The organism is Candidatus Atelocyanobacterium thalassa isolate ALOHA (assembly GCF_000025125.1).
In the GTDB taxonomy this organism is placed as follows: Bacteria; Cyanobacteriota; Cyanobacteriia; order Cyanobacteriales; family Microcystaceae; genus Atelocyanobacterium; species Atelocyanobacterium thalassae.
This window is the reverse complement of record NC_013771.1, coordinates 556,184-574,236: the sequence shown is the minus strand read 5'-3', so window position 1 is coordinate 574,236 and position 18,053 is coordinate 556,184. Positions and strand designations below refer to the sequence as shown.

Sequence of the window (18,053 nt, the reverse complement as noted above, 5' to 3'; positions counted from 1 at the left end):
TAAGCCGCTATATATTATTAATAATATATATATCTTTTAGCATTAACAGCTGATTTCTTTCGACTTAGAGATATGGTAGATTTATGATAAATAGAAGGTGAATCATATCCATACATTTCTATATAGTCTAATGATTCTTTTTTATTTCTGAAAGACAATCTTCGCATTTTACCTAAAGCTACAAGTTTTTTTGAAAAAGTTTTATCATATATTCCATAGTGTACTCTTCCCAATTCGGTTTCTATAATTAAGTTGTTAGAATCTTGCAAATTAAAATTTTTAATTTTGACAGGAGAGCTTAAAGAAAGAGAATAAATATTTTTCCAGTAATAGAAAGATTTTTGACCTTGACCAAAAACTTTTAAGTTAACCGAAGAAATAGTACTATCTTCTAAATTATAGAATTCGCTAGATATCCAAGTTCCTAAAGAATCAAGAAAACCTTTTTCTCCCATCATGGAGGCAGAAGCAACAAGTTCTCTTTCTTTAACTATAACTTTAATTCTTGTCGGTAGTAAACTACGTATGATATGCACATTTTCTAAAGGGGGTTGAGATATGAGCTTTTCTTGTAATTTATGGACTGGTAGTTTCCAAATTAATTGAGGATACTTGATATTGAGCATTTTCAAAATATCAGACTCTGATAATAATTGATTGCCTACAATTTTAATTTGCGACTGATTTCGAATTAACCAGTAAGGCAGACCATTGTTATATAGCAGTCCTCCAACTAAAGAAAAAGATATTAAAAAATTCCATCCCTTTCGCAACAATTTCAATTTTTGTTGGTAATACAAGATTTTATTATTTTTTTTAAAAAAGTTAAAAGTATCCAATTTGCTACCTATCATTAGACTATAATCATCAATATTCAGAAAATGTTATACTTAAGCGATACTAATTTCTTAAGAAACAAATCAATAAGATTGAGTTTAACTAAGTAGTATAAAAAAAGTCTAGAATATAGCTATTTAAAATATAGTTTTAGTTTAAACAACTTTCTATTTTTAGGATTAGTACTTCAAGCTCGTGTAAGTTTAATAAATATATACTTAGTCTATGATTAATTATAAAAAAGGGTTGATATTGGGTGCAACTGCTGCGATTTTAACTACTGTCGCTGTCACCGGGTCGGGAATGCATCTTTCCCGTAGTTTGGCTTATTTAGAAGATAACCCCAAAAGACTAGTTGATGAAGTATGGCATATAATCAATGATACATATATTGACGATACCTTTAATCAGGTAGATTGGCTTGCTGTTCGCCAAAACTATGTTGTCGGAGATTCTCAATCTTATGAAACTAAAGAAAAAGCTTATACAGCAATTCGTGAGATGCTAGAGCAGCTTGGAGATCCTTATACTCGTTTTATGGATCCAGAAGAATTTAAGAATATGCAGATTGATACTTCAGGAGAACTTACTGGAGTAGGTATACAAATCACCAAAGATGAAGAAACAAAAGAATTAACTGTTGTTGCACCTATAGAAGATACTCCAGCATTTAAAGCAGGGATATTATCTAGAGATGTCATAACTAAAATCAATGGTAAAATTACCAAGGGAATGGAAGTAGAAGATGCGGTTCAGCTTATCAGAGGGAAACCAGGCAGCAAGGTAATACTAACAATTCGTCGTACTAACCAAGAATTTAGTTATCCTATCGTTAGAGCTAGAATTGAACTTCACCCAGTAAAGTCTCGTATTCAAAATACATCTTCTGGTAAAGTTGGCTACATTCGTTTAGTTCAGTTCAGTGCTCATGCTGGGAAAGAAATGCGTGATTCAATTCGTAAAGCTGAAACAGCTAAAGTCAAAGGTTATATTTTAGACTTAAGATCGAACCCAGGAGGTTTGCTTTATGCAAGTGTAGAAATAGCAAGAATGTGGCTTGATAAAGGAAAAATTGTTTCGACAGTTAGTCGTAGCGGAGAAGTAGAAGCACAAAAAGCGACTAATAGAGCTTTAACCAATAAACCTTTGGTAATACTTATAGATGGTGGTTCAGCAAGCGCCAGTGAAATACTCTCAGGAGCTTTACAGGATAACAATCGAGCTACCTTAGTAGGAACTAAAACTTTTGGAAAAGGTTTAGTCCAATCTGTTAGACGTTTAGGAGATGGCTCTTCAGGATTAGCAGTAACTATAGCTAAATACTTAACTCCTAGTGGCCGAGATATCAACAAACAAGGAATTGAACCTGATATCTTGATAGAGTTAACTGATAAGGAGAGGAAAGATTTACAGCAGTCTAGGGAAAAAATTGGATATCTTGGCGATCCTCAATTTGATAAAGCTTTAGAAATTTTGAATGAAGAAATATCTCATTTTAGTAAGGTTAATATTGAATCAAAGGCCCTAATTATAGGAAATTGAACTTTATTTTTATATTGTTTTCTATAGTATAAATATCAATTCAAGATATCTCTTGTACTATAGAGTTTATGTCAATTCCAGTAGCTAGAAAACTTATTAATTATTTTAGTTGATTAATATTGATCTTATAATGAAACATGGATTTAATATTTATCGTCAGTTAATATTAACAATTCTAATTTTTAAGAGAACTATAAAATATTGATTAACTAAAAAATAAATAAGATTCATAAAATATGAATACTACAAATTATCAAGCTTTAAATAATCCCATAGATAAAAAAGTAAAGTCAGAATTCGTACATCGTAATAGTCCTAAGCAAAAAACCGAATTTAACAACGACAATACTCATCAAATAATTAATAACATCAATATAACAACTAGTGTTAAGCAGTTTCCTTTCAAATTAGAATTTTTACTATCTATTCAAAAAGGATTTACGGTATTAACCGTAGGTTTAATTAGTATTATGCTAGGTATATATGCTTGTACTGCAAATAAAACAATTGAATGGAATAAAAAATATTTTGAGCTACAAAATCTTAAAAAGTATGAAATTCCACTTGCCTCTTTTAGCGAATCTTTAAAATATACAATAGCAGAAAAAGCTAAAGACCCTAATTCTAAACTGGTCCCTCCTGATCCTCACACATCTCTTTTGTTTCTTTCTCCAGTTAATATTCCTGATACTGGAGATTCAATTCAATACGAGACAAAGAATATTACTGATTAAATAATCTATTTTTTGATTTTTAAAATAAGTATCTGAATAATCAAGTTACTTATAATATACGTTTTAATTCATCTTGATAAACAGATTTCAATTAAATCTGCAATATTATTTGCTGGAATTAACAAGGTTTTGAGGTTTAATGATACTTCTTCAATTGTCATATCATCCAAAAAAATATCATTATTATTTTTAAGCATTACTGAAGGTACTAAAATCCCATCTCCTAAATACATATTTTGTAGTCCTGATATTAAATCTTCACCTGTGAGTAATCCCGTTACTGTTATTTCTTGCCCCCAATATTTGCTTCTAAGTGGAATTAAGATGATTGTTAGATTTTCAACTTGATTTAACCTTTGCGCTAAAGGCTGAAAAACTTTGTCAACAGCATTTCCTACTACCCAAATTAAAGTTTTTTCTTTATCAATTTTTTGAGGTAATTTTTCTTGACATATTGAATAAAATTCTTGAATAAATTTTTTAATAGAACCAACTCCATTGCTAACTTGAGGATAATCTTCATAATCTGACTCAGGAGGTAAATCTTGTTTTGCGATTAAAAACCACTCATCTGCTAACCAAACAAAATTACTATTAAACTGAAAAAAAAATTTTTTTTGTAACCCCTGAACCTGCTTTATAACTTCTTCTGATTTTACTTGATCTACAGGAATTAAATTGCTCTTTTCAGGGTGAAAGCGAGTTAAGCCTACAGGAACTACAGCAGTAGAAATCACTGTGGGATTTTCTGTCGTGTGAAACTCTGCTAATTCAAGTATAGTTTTTTCTAGATGTATACCATCATTAATTCCGGGACATACTACGATCTGTGCATGAATTTGTAATTTTTTTTCTCGAAACCATTCTAATTGTTTTTTAATTTCTCCAGCTCTTTTATTTTTTAAGAGTTTAATTCTGATATCAGGCTCAATTGCATGAACCGACACAAAAAGAGGAGATAAACGCATACTCTCAATACGTTTCCACTCTTTTTCTGTTAAATTAGTCAGAGTCAAATAACTACCATAAAGGAAACTCAAGCGATAATCATCATCTTTTAGATATAAGCTATCCCTTTTCCCTGGAGGCTGTTGATCAATAAAGCAGAAAGAGCAACGATTATTGCATTGTATTAATCCATCAAATAGAGCTGTTTCAAATTCTAAACCTAAATCTTCGTCATAGTCTTTTTCAATTTCTACTTGATAAAGATTCTTTTGAATATCTAGCACCTGCAAAAGTAAAAAAACATCAGAACATAAAAAGTTATAATCAATTAAATCGCGAGGTTCTTTCCCATTAATGGAAATGATAGTGTCACCTATCTCAAAACCTACTTCTTCAGCAATAGAACTAGGTACAATCTTACTTACCTTAGCAGAATATTTTAAGGATACTGTCATAATTAACTAATAACATTTATTTAAATTAGTTGAAGTTATATTGAAGATAATTATAATTTTAATCAATTTAAAACTTTTAAAATAACATTTATAGCGCCTATCGAAAAATATTGTTAAATTTATTAGTGATATGGCAGTCTTTATATCACAGTGTTTAGCACAGTACTAAAACTACCATGATCATACACTAAAGGGTATTGACACATTTGCAAATAGACAAATGCTTTTTTGTTTCTGTGAATTACCAAAATATTAATAAATGCTTAGAAAATACATATGAACCTTGTTAATTTTCCATGGTTAACTACCATTATTCTTTTTCCGATTATTAGTGCTTTATTAATACCATTTATTCCCGACGAAAACGGTAAAACTGTACGTTGGTATGCACTAACAGTAGGACTAATTGATTTTATTTTTATTGTTTACGCTTTTTATATGGGATATGACTTCAACAATCCTAATCTTCAATTAGTTGAAAGTTATAGTTGGATTTCTCAAATAGACCTAAGATGGTCTGTTGGCACTGATGGACTTTCCATGCCTTTAATATTAATGACAGGTTTTATAACAACATTAGCAATTATGGCTGCATGGCCAGTAACTTTTAAGCCTAAGCTTTTTTATTTTTTAATGCTTCTTATGTATGGTGGACAAATTGCAGTTTTCGCCGTACAAGATATGTTACTTTTTTTCTTAGTCTGGGAACTAGAACTAGTACCTGTTTACTTAATTCTTTCTATATGGGGAGGGAAAAAACGTCTTTATGCTGCGACTAAATTTATTATATACACTGCAGGAGGATCGCTATTTATTCTTTTAGCTGCTTTTACTTTAGCTTTCTTCGGTGACACAATAACTTTTGATATGAGTATAATTGCATCTAAAGATATTCCTCTTAAGTTACAGTTATTACTTTATGGTTGTTTTCTAATCGCATACGGCGTTAAATTACCAATTTTTCCTCTTCATACTTGGCTTCCTGATGCTCATGGAGAAGCAACTGCTCCCGCCCATATGTTACTGGCAGGCATTCTATTGAAAATGGGAGGATACGCTCTTCTAAGAATGAATGTAGGAATGTTACCTGATGCACATGTTTATTTTGCTCCTATATTAATTATTTTAGGAGTTGTTAATATTATTTATGCAGCATTAACTGCTTTCGCTCAACAAAATTTAAAAAGAAAAATTGCTTATTCTTCTATCTCTCATATGGGTTTCGTTTTAATAGGTATTGCTTCATATACATCTATAGGTCTTAACGGAGCAATGTTACAAATGATTTCTCATGGATTGATCGGCGCAGGTTTATTTTTTATGGTTGGCGCTACCTATGATAGAACTCACACTCTCATGCTTGATGAAATGGGCGGAATTGGTGGCAAAATGAAGAAGATATTTGCAATGTGGACCACTTGCTCAATGGCTTCTTTAGCTTTACCTGGAATGAGCGGTTTTGCGGCAGAATTGATGATATTTATCGGATTTGCAACTAGTGATGCTTATAATTCTATTTTTAAAATGGTTGTTATTATTTTTGCAGCTGTAGGAGTTATTTTAACCCCTATATATTTACTTTCTATGCTCAAAGAAATGCTATATGGACCAGAAAATAAAGATTTAGTATCTCATGCAAAGCTTATTGATGCAGAGCCAAGAGAAGTATTTATTATCGGATGTTTATTAATTCCCATAATCAGTATTGGTTTATATCCTAAAATTGTTACTCAGATGTATAGTGCTACGACTGATCAGTTGAATACTTTATTGCGTAATTCTGCTCCAGCATTAGTTGAAAAAACTAATGTTGCTGCTATTCACAATGGAATCTTTAAAGCACCAGATATGTAAATATTTAATTTATGGCTTATATTCAAAATTTTCTATATAAATTTTGAATATAAGCCATAAATTAAATATTAGATTTTTAAGTTTAATCACTAAATTTTAGTAACTCTATTTCATATATTTGAAAAATGCAAATAGTGGCTTTTAAGCTTTTATTTTGCTGGTGGTAATCCTTCTATGTATATTAAAGCATCGGTTACTACTTTTGCAGCAGGTGCTGCGACTGTTGAGCCAGATGTATTATTCCCTTTTGGTTCATCTAAAACAACTAAAACTAAATATTTTGGAGATGTTATTGGTAAAATCGATACAAAGCTAGTAATTTTTGAATCAGGTAAATATCCTCCTTTACCAGCTTTTTGAGCTGTACCTGTCTTGCCCCCAATACGATACCCTTGTATTTTTGATGCTTTTCCCGATCCCTTGTTAACAACAGTTTCCATAAGCTCCATAACTTTCTTACTTACGGAAGGAGAAAAAATTTGCTTAATTTTGTACTCCGGTGTCCAAGCTAAAGATCCTTCAAGATTGACTAACCCTTTTGTTAAATGAGGAGTAACCAACTTTCCTCCATTAGCTAGAGCCGCATGTAATTGTGCTAATTTAATAGGTGTTAAAGAAAAACCTTGGCCAAAAGAAGTGGCAGCTGCTTCAATAGAACCTTTTGTGAACACTTCTTTATTTTTTAACTGTCCCCTTACCTCTCCAGGTATATCAATATTTGTTTTCTGAGTAATATCTAATTTTAGTAATCTACTATAATAATCTTCTTTTTTTAGACGTTGCATTATTTGAACCATAGCTACATTGCTTGAAGTTTGCAAAACTTCAGCAATGTTAATCAATCCATTACCGGCCAATGAAGCATTATGAATATTCCAATTATCAACTTTTATAAAACCTACATCTTGAATGAGAGTATTAGATTCTATTACCCCAGCTTCCAAAGCTAAAGCGATATTAATTGGTTTAAATGTTGAACCCGGCTCATAAAGATCTGTAACTGCCCAATTTTTTAGTAATTCACTTTTAGCATTATAAAAAACATTAGGATCAAATGTTGGTTCACACACCAAAGCTAATATTGAACCATCCATTACATTCATAATAATTATTGCACCGCGTTTTGCTTTAAAAATATTCAACTTTTCTTTAAGAGCAAAACGTGCAGCTCTTTGCAGACGCATATTAACCGTTAATTGTAATTTCCAATCATTTGATCTAAAGAAGTTTGTAGGGAGAGAGGTGGGGATAATACCTCCTGAGCCAGTTTTCCGTACTGTTATATATTTAGTCTGTCTATGTAGTAAGTTATTTTGGCTCATCTCGATACCTGCTTTACCTTGTTGATTATCGTTAACAAACCCTACTACATCAGACATCAGTTCTTTTTGGGGATAAGAACGATCAAAATTTTTGATAAATTCAAAAGCTCGTCTATATTTTTTTGTAGTATTATTGAGAATTCTCTGATATTCATGTGTGGTTATCTTGTCTAAGCCAACCCTATTTACGTTTTTTTTGTCTAATAATAACTTGGTTAAGTCATCATAATTCTTATTCAATATTTCACTAAGTTGTTTTGCTATTTTTTCTTTATCTTCATCTTTTGGTAATCTATCACGATAAATAAATAAATCATATTTCACCGTGTCCATAGCTAATATATTACCTTCATTGTCTATAATCGATCGTCTAGGATTATCAATACGTATTTCTTCATTTTGCTGAACATTTGCTTTTTTTTTAAATTCAGCAGTTTTGAGAAATTGTAACAAGAAAATTTTTCCAGCTAATCCAAGCATTGCTGAAGTAATAATTGTCCAAACTATAAGTAACCGAAAATTAAGTAGAGATAATTTTTTCATTATGATGTTAAGTCTTATTTCCAAATAATCAGGAAGGTAATATACAGCGAATAACCTGCATAATAAAACTATTTTATTAATATAAGATAAATAGATAGCTGCCTATAAATCGTTTCAATATGGAATATCTTAATACTAAAGCATGCAGAAAACAGAGAATCACTAAAATACTTAAGTTTAAAAAATAGAAAACTAAATAGTTTGTATAATTGTATTATTTATTTTAAATAAAATTAATATAAAAAATTGGTGGTTGCTTTAGATATAGATTTTAGTTTTTGTTACTCTGCAAAACGAAGAATATCATCATCACCTAAATATTCCCCGTTTTGTACCTCAATCATTACTAGGGGAATAATCCCTGGATTTTCTATACGATGTCTAGTATTCATAGGAACGTAAGTTGATTCTTTTTGTTTTAAAAGATGTTCTTCCCCGTTAAAAATGACTTTAGCTGTACCAGACACTACAATCCAGTGCTCGCTCCTATGATAATGCATTTGAGTACTAATGTGTTGACCAGGCTTAACCTCAATACGGTTAATACAATAATGAATACTTTTTTCTAAAATAGTTACAGTTCCCCAAGGAGGAGTACGCATAAGCTCACTAGAATATTTTTTTTTCTCGTTAGTCATAGTGAATAAGCAATTCTTTCACATATTTTTATTTATAAACTTAGAAGTAGAAGCGGTCAATATAGTTAATAAATTTTGCAACTATTAATTTATAGTTTTGCGAAAAGATAGTTTATCAATCTCTAGATCAACTAATACAATATCACCGGAAGTAAAAGTCATATCTAAGATTTTTGTGGCTACTGGATTTTCTAACTCTCTTTGAATTGCTCTTTTTAAAGGTCTTACTCCGTACACTGGATCGTATCCAATATCTACAATATAGTCAAGAGCTGAATCGCTTAATTGTAAACAAATATTTTGTTCTTCTAGTAATCGCTCTATACGTTTAATTTGCAGTGTAACGATATGTCTTAAATGCTCTTTTTTTAGAGTATGAAATATTATCAAATCATCAATACGATTTAAAAATTCTGGCCTAAAGTGTTTGCTTAATGACATCAAAACTTCTTTTTTCATTACTTCATAATTATTGTTATTTTCTACTATGTTAAGAATAAATTCACTTCCAATATTACTAGTCATAATAATAATAGTGTTGCAAAAATCAATTATATGACCTTGAGAGTCAGTAACACGTCCATCATCAAGAATTTGTAAAAGAATATTAAAAACGTCAACATGAGCTTTTTCAATTTCATCTAATAAAATAACTGAATAAGGTCGACGGCGCACTGCCTCTGAAAGCTGACCACCTTGGTCGTAACCTATATAACCAGGAGGGGCACCAATCAACTTGGAAACGGTATGTTTTTCCATATATTCTGACATATCAATACGAATCATCGCATCCTGGGAATCAAAAAGAAATGCAGCAATTGCACGAGCTAATTCAGTTTTTCCTACTCCAGTAGGTCCCATAAAAAGAAAAGAACCAATAGGGCGAGAAGGATCCTTGATTCCAGCTCTAGCTCTACGAATCGCTGCAGCAACAGCTGTAACTGCCTCTTCTTGACCAATAACCTGTTTATGTAAATAGCCTTCTAACTCAAGCAGCTTTTTTCTTTCCGACCCTAACAAACGATTAGTTGGAATACCAGACCAGCCAGCTACTATTTCTGCTATATCAGACTCAGTTACTTGCTCTCGAAAAAGAGTTTCACTTTGAGATTGAACGTTAATTAAATTTGTTTCTTTTTCTTTTAAATCGTTTTGTAAACTTTCAAGCTTGCCATATTTTAATTGAGCTGCTTTATTTAAATCATATGCTCGTTCAGCCTGTTCTACTTGAACTCTTAATTGCTCTTCTTCTTCTTTCAAAGTATTAATTTCTCCAAGCATTTGTTTCTCCGATCTCCACTGATCATCTAGTTTCTTATGAATATTTTCTAAATCTTTAATCTCTTTTTCGATTCTTTCCAAGCTTTTTTGAGAAGCTGAATCAGCTTTTAAGGTGACTCTCTTTTCTTCACTTTGTAAAGAAAGTTTTTCCATTTGCAATTGCATTAAACGACGATCAATATCTTCTAACTCTACTGGTTTAGATGTAATCTCCATTTTTAATTTTGCTGCAGCCTCATCGACAAGATCGATTGCTTTGTCAGGTAAAAATCTACCAGTTATATATCTATCAGAAAGCTTGGATGCGGCCACTAGAGCAGCATCTGTAATTTTAACTCCATGATGAACTTCATAACGTTCTTTAAGACCTCGCAGAATAGAAATAGTATCTTCTACACTAGGTTGATTCACATACACTTGCTGAAATCTTCTTTCTAATGCTGGATCTTTCTCTATATGCCTACGATATTCATCTAGTGTACTTGCACCAATACAACGAAGTTCTCCTCTTGCTAACATAGGCTTTAAGATATTACCTGCATCCATAGAACTTCCTTCTTTCGATCCAGCTCCTACAACAGTGTGAACCTCATCAATAAAAAGTACAACTTGTCCATTAGAATTTGTAACTTCTTTCATGATTTTACGTAAACGTTCTTCAAACTCTCCTCTGTACTTTGCACCAGCAACTAAGCTTCCCATGTCTAAAGATATTAATTGACGATTTTTAAGAGAGTCGGGAACATCGCCATTGATAATACGCTGTGCTAATCCTTCAGCTATAGCTGTCTTGCCAACGCCAGGCTCTCCAATTAAAACAGGATTATTTTTAGAACGGCGAGATAAAATTTGGATAAGACGACGTATCTCTTCATCTCTTCCAATAACCGGATCTAATTTGCCTTGTTTAGCTTGATCAGTAAGATTACGCCCAAACTTTTCCAAGGCTTCATAAGATTTTTCTTTATCATTTTGAGTAGTTTTTTGATTTTCTTTCACTATTTTGACTGCTTTCTCTATATCTTGTCGGCCTACCTGAAAGTTTTTTAAAAAATGTTGTCCCAGTCTTTTATCTTCAGTGAAGCTAATCCAAAGATGTTCAACTGCGATATATTTATCATTCCACTCTATACATAAAACATTAGCTTTATCTAATAAAAAATCTAAATTTCTTCCTAGATATAGTTGATCAAGAATAATTAACTTAGGTTGTTGATCTGTGAAGGTCTCTACATATTGGGTAAGTTCGGTTATATTTATTTTTAATTGTTCTAGTATTCGCGATGTTAACTCTTTCTCTTGCTCGAGAAGTGAAAGTATCAAATGCTCTACTTCTAGATTTTGATTTTGGAAACGTCGGGCTACTTCTTGCGATTTTACGATAGCATCCCAAGCTTGTTCGGTGAATTTTGCAGAATTAGTTGGTTGCATTAACAGCTCAATAAATCTCTTGATATGATAACAATTCCAAAGAATAGATATCAAGTTTCATTTGTTATTATTTTTTAATAATTAATTTTATAGACTTTTAAACAGCAAAATAACTGCATAAGAAGATATTCCTTTCTCTCTTCCTACTGGTCCTAGCCTTTCGTTAGTAGTCGCTTTAATAGAAACTTGATTTTGGCAAATATTGAGAACTTGAGAAAGTTTTTCTTTAATCAGCTGAATATGAGGTTTTATTTTAGGCTCTTCAGCAATAATTGTTGAATCTATATTTCCAAGATACCATCCTTCTGATCTGATTAACTGGTTTACTTGTTTTAATAATGTCAAGCTATTAGCGTTTGCCCACTGAGAATCAGAAGGTGGAAAGTAATGACCGATATCTCCTAAACTTAATGCTCCTAACATTGCATCCATAATAGAGTGAGTTAATACATCTGCATCACTATGACCTAGCAAACCAAGTCTATGAGGAATATGAATACCTCCTAAAATCAAAGGTCTCCCTAATACAAGACGATGAATATCATACCCATTGCCAATTCTAATATCTACCATTATCTATAAAGTTTGGGTTCCTGAGCTAGTAAAAAAATGTTTATATTTAAAATATACTCTATGTGAAAGCAAAAAGAATTCTTAAATCTTAAAAATACACACAATCAGAATTTATTAATTAGTATTATGTATATTAGTTATAAGCAATAGTACAAAGTTCGGAACTTTTTAACATACAAAAAATAAAGTTTTTTAAAACTGTAACAATAAAAATCTCATGATTTTTGATTAATGACACTTTTATAGTAATTTCTTAACTGGTTGGTAGCCATCGGCCATCCCCATCGTTCTGCCTCTTTTCGAGCATTTTTTTGTAATTGTTCTTTTTCAGCTGTATTCTCCAGAAGATGCTTAGTCGCTATAATTGCTCCATTCGGATCGTCAGGATCAAATAAATAACCATTAACTTTATCAGTTACAATATCGGGAATTCCTCCGGAATTAGCTGCTATCACAGGACATCCTGCAGCCATAGATTCCAATAGAACTAATCCTAGTGTCTCAGTTCGAGAAGGAAAAATAAAAGCATCTGCAGAAGCAAAAGCAGATGCAAGCTCTAACCCTTGAAGGTAGCCAACAAAATTAGTTTTAGTACCAGAAAAATGTGCTTTTAATGCTTCTCTATGAGGACCATTGCCAACAATTGCCAAACGAGTATTCGGAATTGCTTCTAAAACAGATTTTATTTTATCAATTTGTTTTTCAGATGAAACTCTTCCAACATATAGCAATAAAGAATCATCAGGATTTCCTTCTGATAGATATGAACGCATTTGCTGAGATGCTAAACTAGGTCGAAACATTTCTGTGTCCACACCTCTTTGCCATAGATTAACTCTCTCAATACCATTATTTTCGAGTTCTTTGACCATAGCAGTTGAGGTACATAAATTTAGCTGCGCTTGGTTATGAGCTAATTTTAATAGTTTCCACAATAGTCCTTCTAATGAACCTAAGCCATAATGTTTTAGGTATTGAGGTAAGTGAGTATGGTATGAAGCAATTAATGGAATGTTTTTAGATTTAGCAAAGTATATACCTCCTAGCCCAAGAAAAGCAGGATTAACTACATGTATTAAATCTGGTTTAAATATTTCTAATTTTTTAAAAACAATAGGAGTAGGAATAGCTAATTTTAATTCAGGATAAAGAGGTAATGGAATACCGTTAACTCCATAAATTTCTGCTCCCTTATATTCTTCTATTCCTCCATTAGGAGAAAATAGTATGACTTGATCACCAGAACGCTGTAAATTTTCGATTGTGTGACACAAACGTGTAACAATGCCGTCAATCTTAGGTAAAAAAGTTTCTGTGAATAAAGCAATTCGCATACTATTGTTAATTTTTGAGAATTATAATTAGATGTAGTAGACTATCAAACTTCCTTTAAGTTAGATATTTATTTGGAACAAAATATATTGTTCAATGTATTCGAATATATACTCTAAATTTATAAAAGCAAAGAATTTTATTATTTATCACAATAATTATTCATATAGTTAAAATTTGTTTATTTTAAGTGAAAAAAATTACAAGCAATTTAGATCTCTAATATGTCTTAAATTAAAAAGTTATCTAAAATTCAGGATATAAGTAATAAAAATAATTCAAGATGCTTTGTTATATAAATATTTCATACCACACTTGATTTTTAATAGTTAATGACTAATTAGGATTATAGTTATCACAGTTAATAACTATATAGGATAACTATTTCCTGCAATTTTAAGTAATATCTTAACTATTGTCTAATCATGAAATTTAAATACTTTGTAAAACAGTATTTAAATTAAGTAATCATAGTTTCCCCAATTTTAATAAATTAATATTTATTATTTAGATTATGGAAAAAGATTATTAATTGAGTGTATATTTAGAGTATGATGCTGTAAATATTAGTTTAAAAGTACTGCTGAAGCATATATATACAAAATGATATACAGTAAATTTGGTGTATGGATACCATCTTCAATTGATAATGCTAAGACACCAACGGCAGTTGCTTTAGGAAACTTTGATGGAATTCATCTTGGGCATCGACAAGTCCTTAAACCAATATTAAAATTTGCCAAGCAATATGTACCTACTGTAGTTACTTTTGAACCTCACCCTCAAGAATTTTTTACTGGGGAAACTCGTCAACTACTGACACCCATAGATGAAAAAGTTCAAATATTAAACTCTCTTAATATTAAACAGTTAATTCGGTTACCATTTAATCAAGATTTAGCTTCTTTAAGTCCTCTAGAATTTATTATAGATATTTTAGTTGGTAAACTAAACGTAAGATATATCTCAGTTGGAGAAAATTTTTATTTTGGACATAAAAAAACAGGGACAGTTGAGTTATTAAGAGATTTTACAGAAAGATTTGGAATATCAGTAAATACTATAAGACTAGAAACTTTTCTAACTTCTGACAAAAAAAATCCTTTAAGGATTAGCAGTTCGAAGATTCGTGAATATTTAGCAGATGGAAGTATTGCAGAAGTTAATCAAATGCTAGGATATTCGTATTTTTTACGTGGTATTGTTATCTCTGGACAACAAATCGGAAGAACAATTGGATTTCCTACTGCTAATCTAAAACTACCTACCAATAAACTATTACCTTGTAATGGAGTTTATTGCGTTTATGTAGAATTTGAAAATAAAGATATCATCAAAGGGGTAATGAATGTTGGGAAACGTCCAACAATTGACGGTAGTCTAACAGTAGAGGTACATCTATTGGATTGGTCTGGTAATCTATATGGTAAAAAGCTAACTGTATATCTAGAAAAATTTTTACGTTATGAAACAAAATTTCCATCTTTGCAGGCTCTGAGAAATCAAATTGAACAAGATTGTAAGAAGGCGAGGTCAATATTGATATAAAAAGTCATAACTTGACTACGCCTATAATGTTTTAATAGAATTTCCATTAGACTAACTAAGTATCTAATTAATAAATTTTTATTAGATGTATAAAGTAATTATGAAGGAATTTAAGAGTAACTTTTTTTTAAGATTAAAAATCATGTTTACATATAAACTTAGTAATTTCTATTAGTTAAACTTATTCTTTGGAATAAGTTATAACTAAACTTAATTTTAAGAAATCCTATTTGCTTACTAAATCTGTTTGATTATTAAAAAACGATTATGTCAACTCTTGTTATTGTTGAATCACCTACTAAAGCTCGTACGATAAGAAACTTTTTGCCTAGTGAATATCAGGTTGAAGCTTCCATGGGCCACATACGAGATCTTCCAGCCTCAGCAAGTGAGATTCCTGCTTCTTATAAAGGTAAAAGCTGGGCTAACTTAGGCGTTGATGTAGAAAATAATTTCGATCCTATTTATGTTATTCCGAAAGATAAAAAGAAAGTAGTTCAAGGGTTAAAAACAGCTCTAAAAAGTGTGGATGAGTTGATATTAGCTACAGATGAAGATAGAGAAGGAGAAAGTATTAGTTGGCATCTACTACAAATCTTAAAACCTAAAGTACCTATTAAGCGTATGGTTTTTCATGAAATTACTAAAGATGCAATTCAAGAATCTTTAGAAAACTGTCGTGATATTAATGAAAACTTAGTTCATGCTCAAGAAACAAGGCGTGTACTAGATCGTTTATATGGCTATACACTTTCCCCTTTACTATGGAAAAAAATTGCTTGGGGATTATCTGCTGGTAGGGTACAGTCAGTAGCAGTACGTTTATTAGTCCAAAAAGAACGAGAGCGTCTTAGTTTTCAATCTGGTGAATATTGGAATCTAAAAGTCTTACTAAAAAAAGAAGAAATCTTTTTTGAAGCTAAATTAATAAGTATTTCTGGAAAAAAAATTGCTATAGGTTCAGACTTTGATCCTAAAACTGGTGGCTTAGCTGGCAATCGAAATATTATTCTCCTTGATGAGCAAGAAGCTAATATTCTAAAAGAACAATTAAAAGATACAAATAAGACATGGAATGTAGTCAAGGTTGAAGAAAAGAAGGTAAGTAACAAGCCCTTTCCTCCTTTTACAACTTCAACTTTACAGCAAGAATCTAATCGGAAACTGGGTATTTCAGCACGAGATACTATGCGAATAGCTCAGAAGCTATATGAGGAAGGTTATATTACATATATGCGAACAGATTCAGTAAATTTATCTAGTGAAGCTATCAATGCAGCTAGAAAATGTGTGAAGAAGAAGTATGGGGAAGAATTTTTAAGTCCACATCCGCGCAAATATACTACTGTAAGCAAAGGAGCGCAAGAAGCTCATGAAGCAATTCGTCCAGCAGGCAATATTTTCCTTATACCTAAGGAAACAGGATTAACGGATCAAAGACTTTCTCTTTATGATCTTATTTGGAAGCGGACTGTAGCATGTCAAATGGCTGATGCTCAACTAACACAAGTTTCAGTAATTATAGCAGTAGAAAATGCAGAATTTCGAGCTTATGGAAAACGTATAGATTTTCCAGGATTTTTTCGTGCCTATGTTGAAGGATCAGATAACCCTGAAATAGCATTAGAAAATCAAGAAATCATACTTCCATATCTTCAAGAAGGTGAACACCTCAAATGCGAGCAAGTAGATGCTATAAGTCATAAAACCCAGCCTCCTGCCCGTTATACTGAAGCGTCTCTAGTAAAAATATTAGAGAAAGAAGGAATCGGCCGTCCTAGTACCTATGCTAGTATTATTGGAACCATATGTGATCGTGGTTATTCCCAAATGAGGAGCAAGGCTTTAGTTCCTACTTTTACAGCATTTGCTGTTGTTAGCTTGTTAGAAACCTACTTTCCTGAACTAGTAGATCCTATGTTTACTTCAAAAATGGAACAGGCTCTAGATGAAATTGCAACAGGAGAAGTACTAAGAGTTCCTTACTTAGAAAAATTTTACTTTGGTGATAAAGGTTTAGATACTCAAGTCAAAGTTCGTACTGATGAAATAAATCCAAGTTTAGCTAAAGCTATTAATCTTCACAATTTAGATACGACAATTAAAATTGGTAAGTTTGGACCTTACATAGAAGTAGAACAAAATGAAAAAATAATAACTGCTTCTATTCCCGCAGACTTGACTCCATCCGATTTAAATATCGATCAAGTAACAAAAATATTAAAGCAAAAAACTGAAGGTCCAGAAAAAATTGGATTACATCCTGATATTGGTGAACCTATTTATTTATTAATTGGTAGCTATGGACCATATGTCCAATTAGGAGAAATTACAGAAGAAAATAAGAAGCCTAAGAGAACTTCTCTTCCTAAAAGTATTAAACCCGAAGATGTAAATTTAGAAATTGCACTGGGCCTATTAGCATTACCTCGTTTATTAGGAACTCATCCAGATACTCAAGCTAGTATTAAAGTCAATATAGGAAGATTTGGATCTTATGTAGTACATGATCAAGGGAAAGAAGGGAAAGATTATAGATCGCTCAAAAAAGAAGATGATTTATTAACTATCTCTTTTGAGAGAGCACTTGAACTACTCTCTCAACCAAAACTTACTAGAGGAAGAAGAACAAAAAAACCACTAAAAGAGTTAGGACTTCATCCTGAAGATAATGAACCTATTAATATCTACGAAGGACCTTATGGTGTTTATATAAATCATAAAAAAATAAATGTAAGCTTATCTAAGAAAGATAAAATTGATGATATAACTTTAGAAAAAGCATTAAAATTATTATTGAAGAAAACACCTGCCAAGAAAACACCTGCCAAGAAAACACCTGCCAAGAAAGCAACTGCCAAGAAAGCAACTGCCAAGAAAATCAACTGAAATAGAAAAATCAACTGCAACAAAGAAATCAACTGCAGCAAAGAAATCAACTGCAGCAAAGAAAAGTAAAAAAGATTAGATTTAAATTATTGGGATAATAATATTGAGTGAATTCAGCAAAGAATC

General features: G+C 31.5%; 12 protein-coding genes. 5 read left to right on the top strand and 7 right to left on the bottom strand.

Annotation, left to right across the window (positions count from 1 at the left end; genetic code table 11):
• Nucleotides 1-17: 17 nt before the first annotated feature.
• The gene (locus tag UCYN_RS02405) at nt 18-782 is read right to left on the bottom strand and encodes a cell division protein FtsQ/DivIB (RefSeq protein ID WP_167884950.1); all 765 of its coding nucleotides are present in this window, start codon (nt 780-782) and stop codon (nt 18-20) included.
• A 280-nt stretch (nt 783-1,062) separates the two neighbouring features.
• On the opposite strand from UCYN_RS02405, the gene ctpC reads away from it, so the two are divergent.
• Both ctpC and UCYN_RS06050 read left to right on the top strand, forming a co-directional pair.
• Nucleotides 1,063-2,379 carry a carboxyl-terminal processing protease CtpC gene (gene ctpC, locus UCYN_RS02400; protein ID WP_012953908.1) on the top strand — a complete coding sequence of 439 codons (1,317 nt, stop codon included), beginning with the start codon at nt 1,063-1,065 and terminating at the stop codon, nt 2,377-2,379.
• A gap of 236 nt (nt 2,380-2,615) precedes the next feature.
• On the top strand, nt 2,616-3,113 hold the full coding sequence (locus UCYN_RS06050) for a hypothetical protein (protein WP_012953907.1): 498 nt from the start codon (nt 2,616-2,618) through the stop codon (nt 3,111-3,113).
• 68 nt (nt 3,114-3,181) lie between these two features.
• On the opposite strand, the gene UCYN_RS02390 is transcribed toward UCYN_RS06050, so the two are convergent.
• On the bottom strand, nt 3,182-4,516 hold the full coding sequence (locus UCYN_RS02390; protein WP_012953906.1) for a TIGR03279 family radical SAM protein: 1,335 nt from the start codon (nt 4,514-4,516) through the stop codon (nt 3,182-3,184).
• Nucleotides 4,517-4,792: 276 nt separating this feature from the next.
• On the opposite strand from UCYN_RS02390, the gene UCYN_RS02385 reads away from it, so the two are divergent.
• On the top strand, nt 4,793-6,370 hold the full coding sequence (locus tag UCYN_RS02385; RefSeq protein WP_012953905.1) for an NAD(P)H-quinone oxidoreductase subunit 4: 1,578 nt from the start codon (nt 4,793-4,795) through the stop codon (nt 6,368-6,370).
• A gap of 149 nt (nt 6,371-6,519) precedes the next feature.
• Here UCYN_RS02385 and UCYN_RS02380 read toward each other — a convergent pair whose 3' ends face one another.
• The 5 genes from UCYN_RS02380 to UCYN_RS02360 form a co-directional block, all read right to left on the bottom strand.
• A complete protein-coding gene (locus tag UCYN_RS02380) occupies nt 6,520-8,235 on the bottom strand; it encodes a peptidoglycan D,D-transpeptidase FtsI family protein (RefSeq protein WP_012953904.1) in 1,716 nt (571 codons plus the stop codon).
• Nucleotides 8,236-8,516: 281 nt separating this feature from the next.
• Nucleotides 8,517-8,873, bottom strand: a complete 357-nt coding sequence (locus UCYN_RS02375) for a phosphomannose isomerase type II C-terminal cupin domain (RefSeq protein ID WP_012953903.1) — start codon at nt 8,871-8,873, stop codon at nt 8,517-8,519.
• 84 nt (nt 8,874-8,957) lie between these two features.
• On the bottom strand, nt 8,958-11,585 hold the full coding sequence (clpB, locus tag UCYN_RS02370) for an ATP-dependent chaperone ClpB (protein WP_012953902.1): 2,628 nt from the start codon (nt 11,583-11,585) through the stop codon (nt 8,958-8,960).
• An 87-nt stretch (nt 11,586-11,672) separates the two neighbouring features.
• Nucleotides 11,673-12,158, bottom strand: coding sequence for a 2-C-methyl-D-erythritol 2,4-cyclodiphosphate synthase (gene ispF / locus UCYN_RS02365; RefSeq protein WP_012953901.1), 486 nt, complete (start codon nt 12,156-12,158; stop codon nt 11,673-11,675).
• 215 nt (nt 12,159-12,373) lie between these two features.
• Nucleotides 12,374-13,492, bottom strand: coding sequence for a glycosyltransferase (locus UCYN_RS02360; RefSeq protein ID WP_012953900.1), 1,119 nt, complete (start codon nt 13,490-13,492; stop codon nt 12,374-12,376).
• Nucleotides 13,493-14,093: 601 nt separating this feature from the next.
• Between UCYN_RS02360 and UCYN_RS02355 the strand changes: the two genes are divergently transcribed.
• Together UCYN_RS02355 and topA are read left to right on the top strand one after the other, a co-directional pair.
• A complete protein-coding gene (locus UCYN_RS02355) occupies nt 14,094-15,038 on the top strand; it encodes a bifunctional riboflavin kinase/FAD synthetase (protein WP_012953899.1) in 945 nt (314 codons plus the stop codon).
• A gap of 267 nt (nt 15,039-15,305) precedes the next feature.
• The gene (gene topA / locus UCYN_RS02350; RefSeq protein WP_012953898.1) at nt 15,306-17,927 is read left to right on the top strand and encodes a type I DNA topoisomerase; all 2,622 of its coding nucleotides are present in this window, start codon (nt 15,306-15,308) and stop codon (nt 17,925-17,927) included.
• The last annotated feature ends 126 nt before the right edge of the window (nt 17,928-18,053 follow it).

What these genes read in the sequence shown, in the direction of transcription:
- topA (WP_012953898.1), top strand. Translation starts at nt 15,306, where the DNA reads ATGTCAACTCTTGTTATTGTTGAATCACCTACTAAAGCTCGTACGATA.
- UCYN_RS02390 (WP_012953906.1), bottom strand. Translation starts at nt 4,516, where the DNA reads ATGACAGTATCCTTAAAATATTCTGCTAAGGTAAGTAAGATTGTACCT.
- clpB (WP_012953902.1), bottom strand. Translation starts at nt 11,585, where the DNA reads ATGCAACCAACTAATTCTGCAAAATTCACCGAACAAGCTTGGGATGCT.
- ctpC (WP_012953908.1), top strand. Translation starts at nt 1,063, where the DNA reads ATGATTAATTATAAAAAAGGGTTGATATTGGGTGCAACTGCTGCGATT.
- ispF (WP_012953901.1), bottom strand. Translation starts at nt 12,158, where the DNA reads ATGGTAGATATTAGAATTGGCAATGGGTATGATATTCATCGTCTTGTA.
- UCYN_RS02360 (WP_012953900.1), bottom strand. Translation starts at nt 13,492, where the DNA reads ATGCGAATTGCTTTATTCACAGAAACTTTTTTACCTAAGATTGACGGC.
- UCYN_RS02385 (WP_012953905.1), top strand. Translation starts at nt 4,793, where the DNA reads ATGAACCTTGTTAATTTTCCATGGTTAACTACCATTATTCTTTTTCCG.
- UCYN_RS02355 (WP_012953899.1), top strand. Translation starts at nt 14,094, where the DNA reads ATGATATACAGTAAATTTGGTGTATGGATACCATCTTCAATTGATAAT.
- UCYN_RS02375 (WP_012953903.1), bottom strand. Translation starts at nt 8,873, where the DNA reads ATGACTAACGAGAAAAAAAAATATTCTAGTGAGCTTATGCGTACTCCT.
- UCYN_RS06050 (WP_012953907.1), top strand. Translation starts at nt 2,616, where the DNA reads ATGAATACTACAAATTATCAAGCTTTAAATAATCCCATAGATAAAAAA.
- UCYN_RS02380 (WP_012953904.1), bottom strand. Translation starts at nt 8,235, where the DNA reads ATGAAAAAATTATCTCTACTTAATTTTCGGTTACTTATAGTTTGGACA.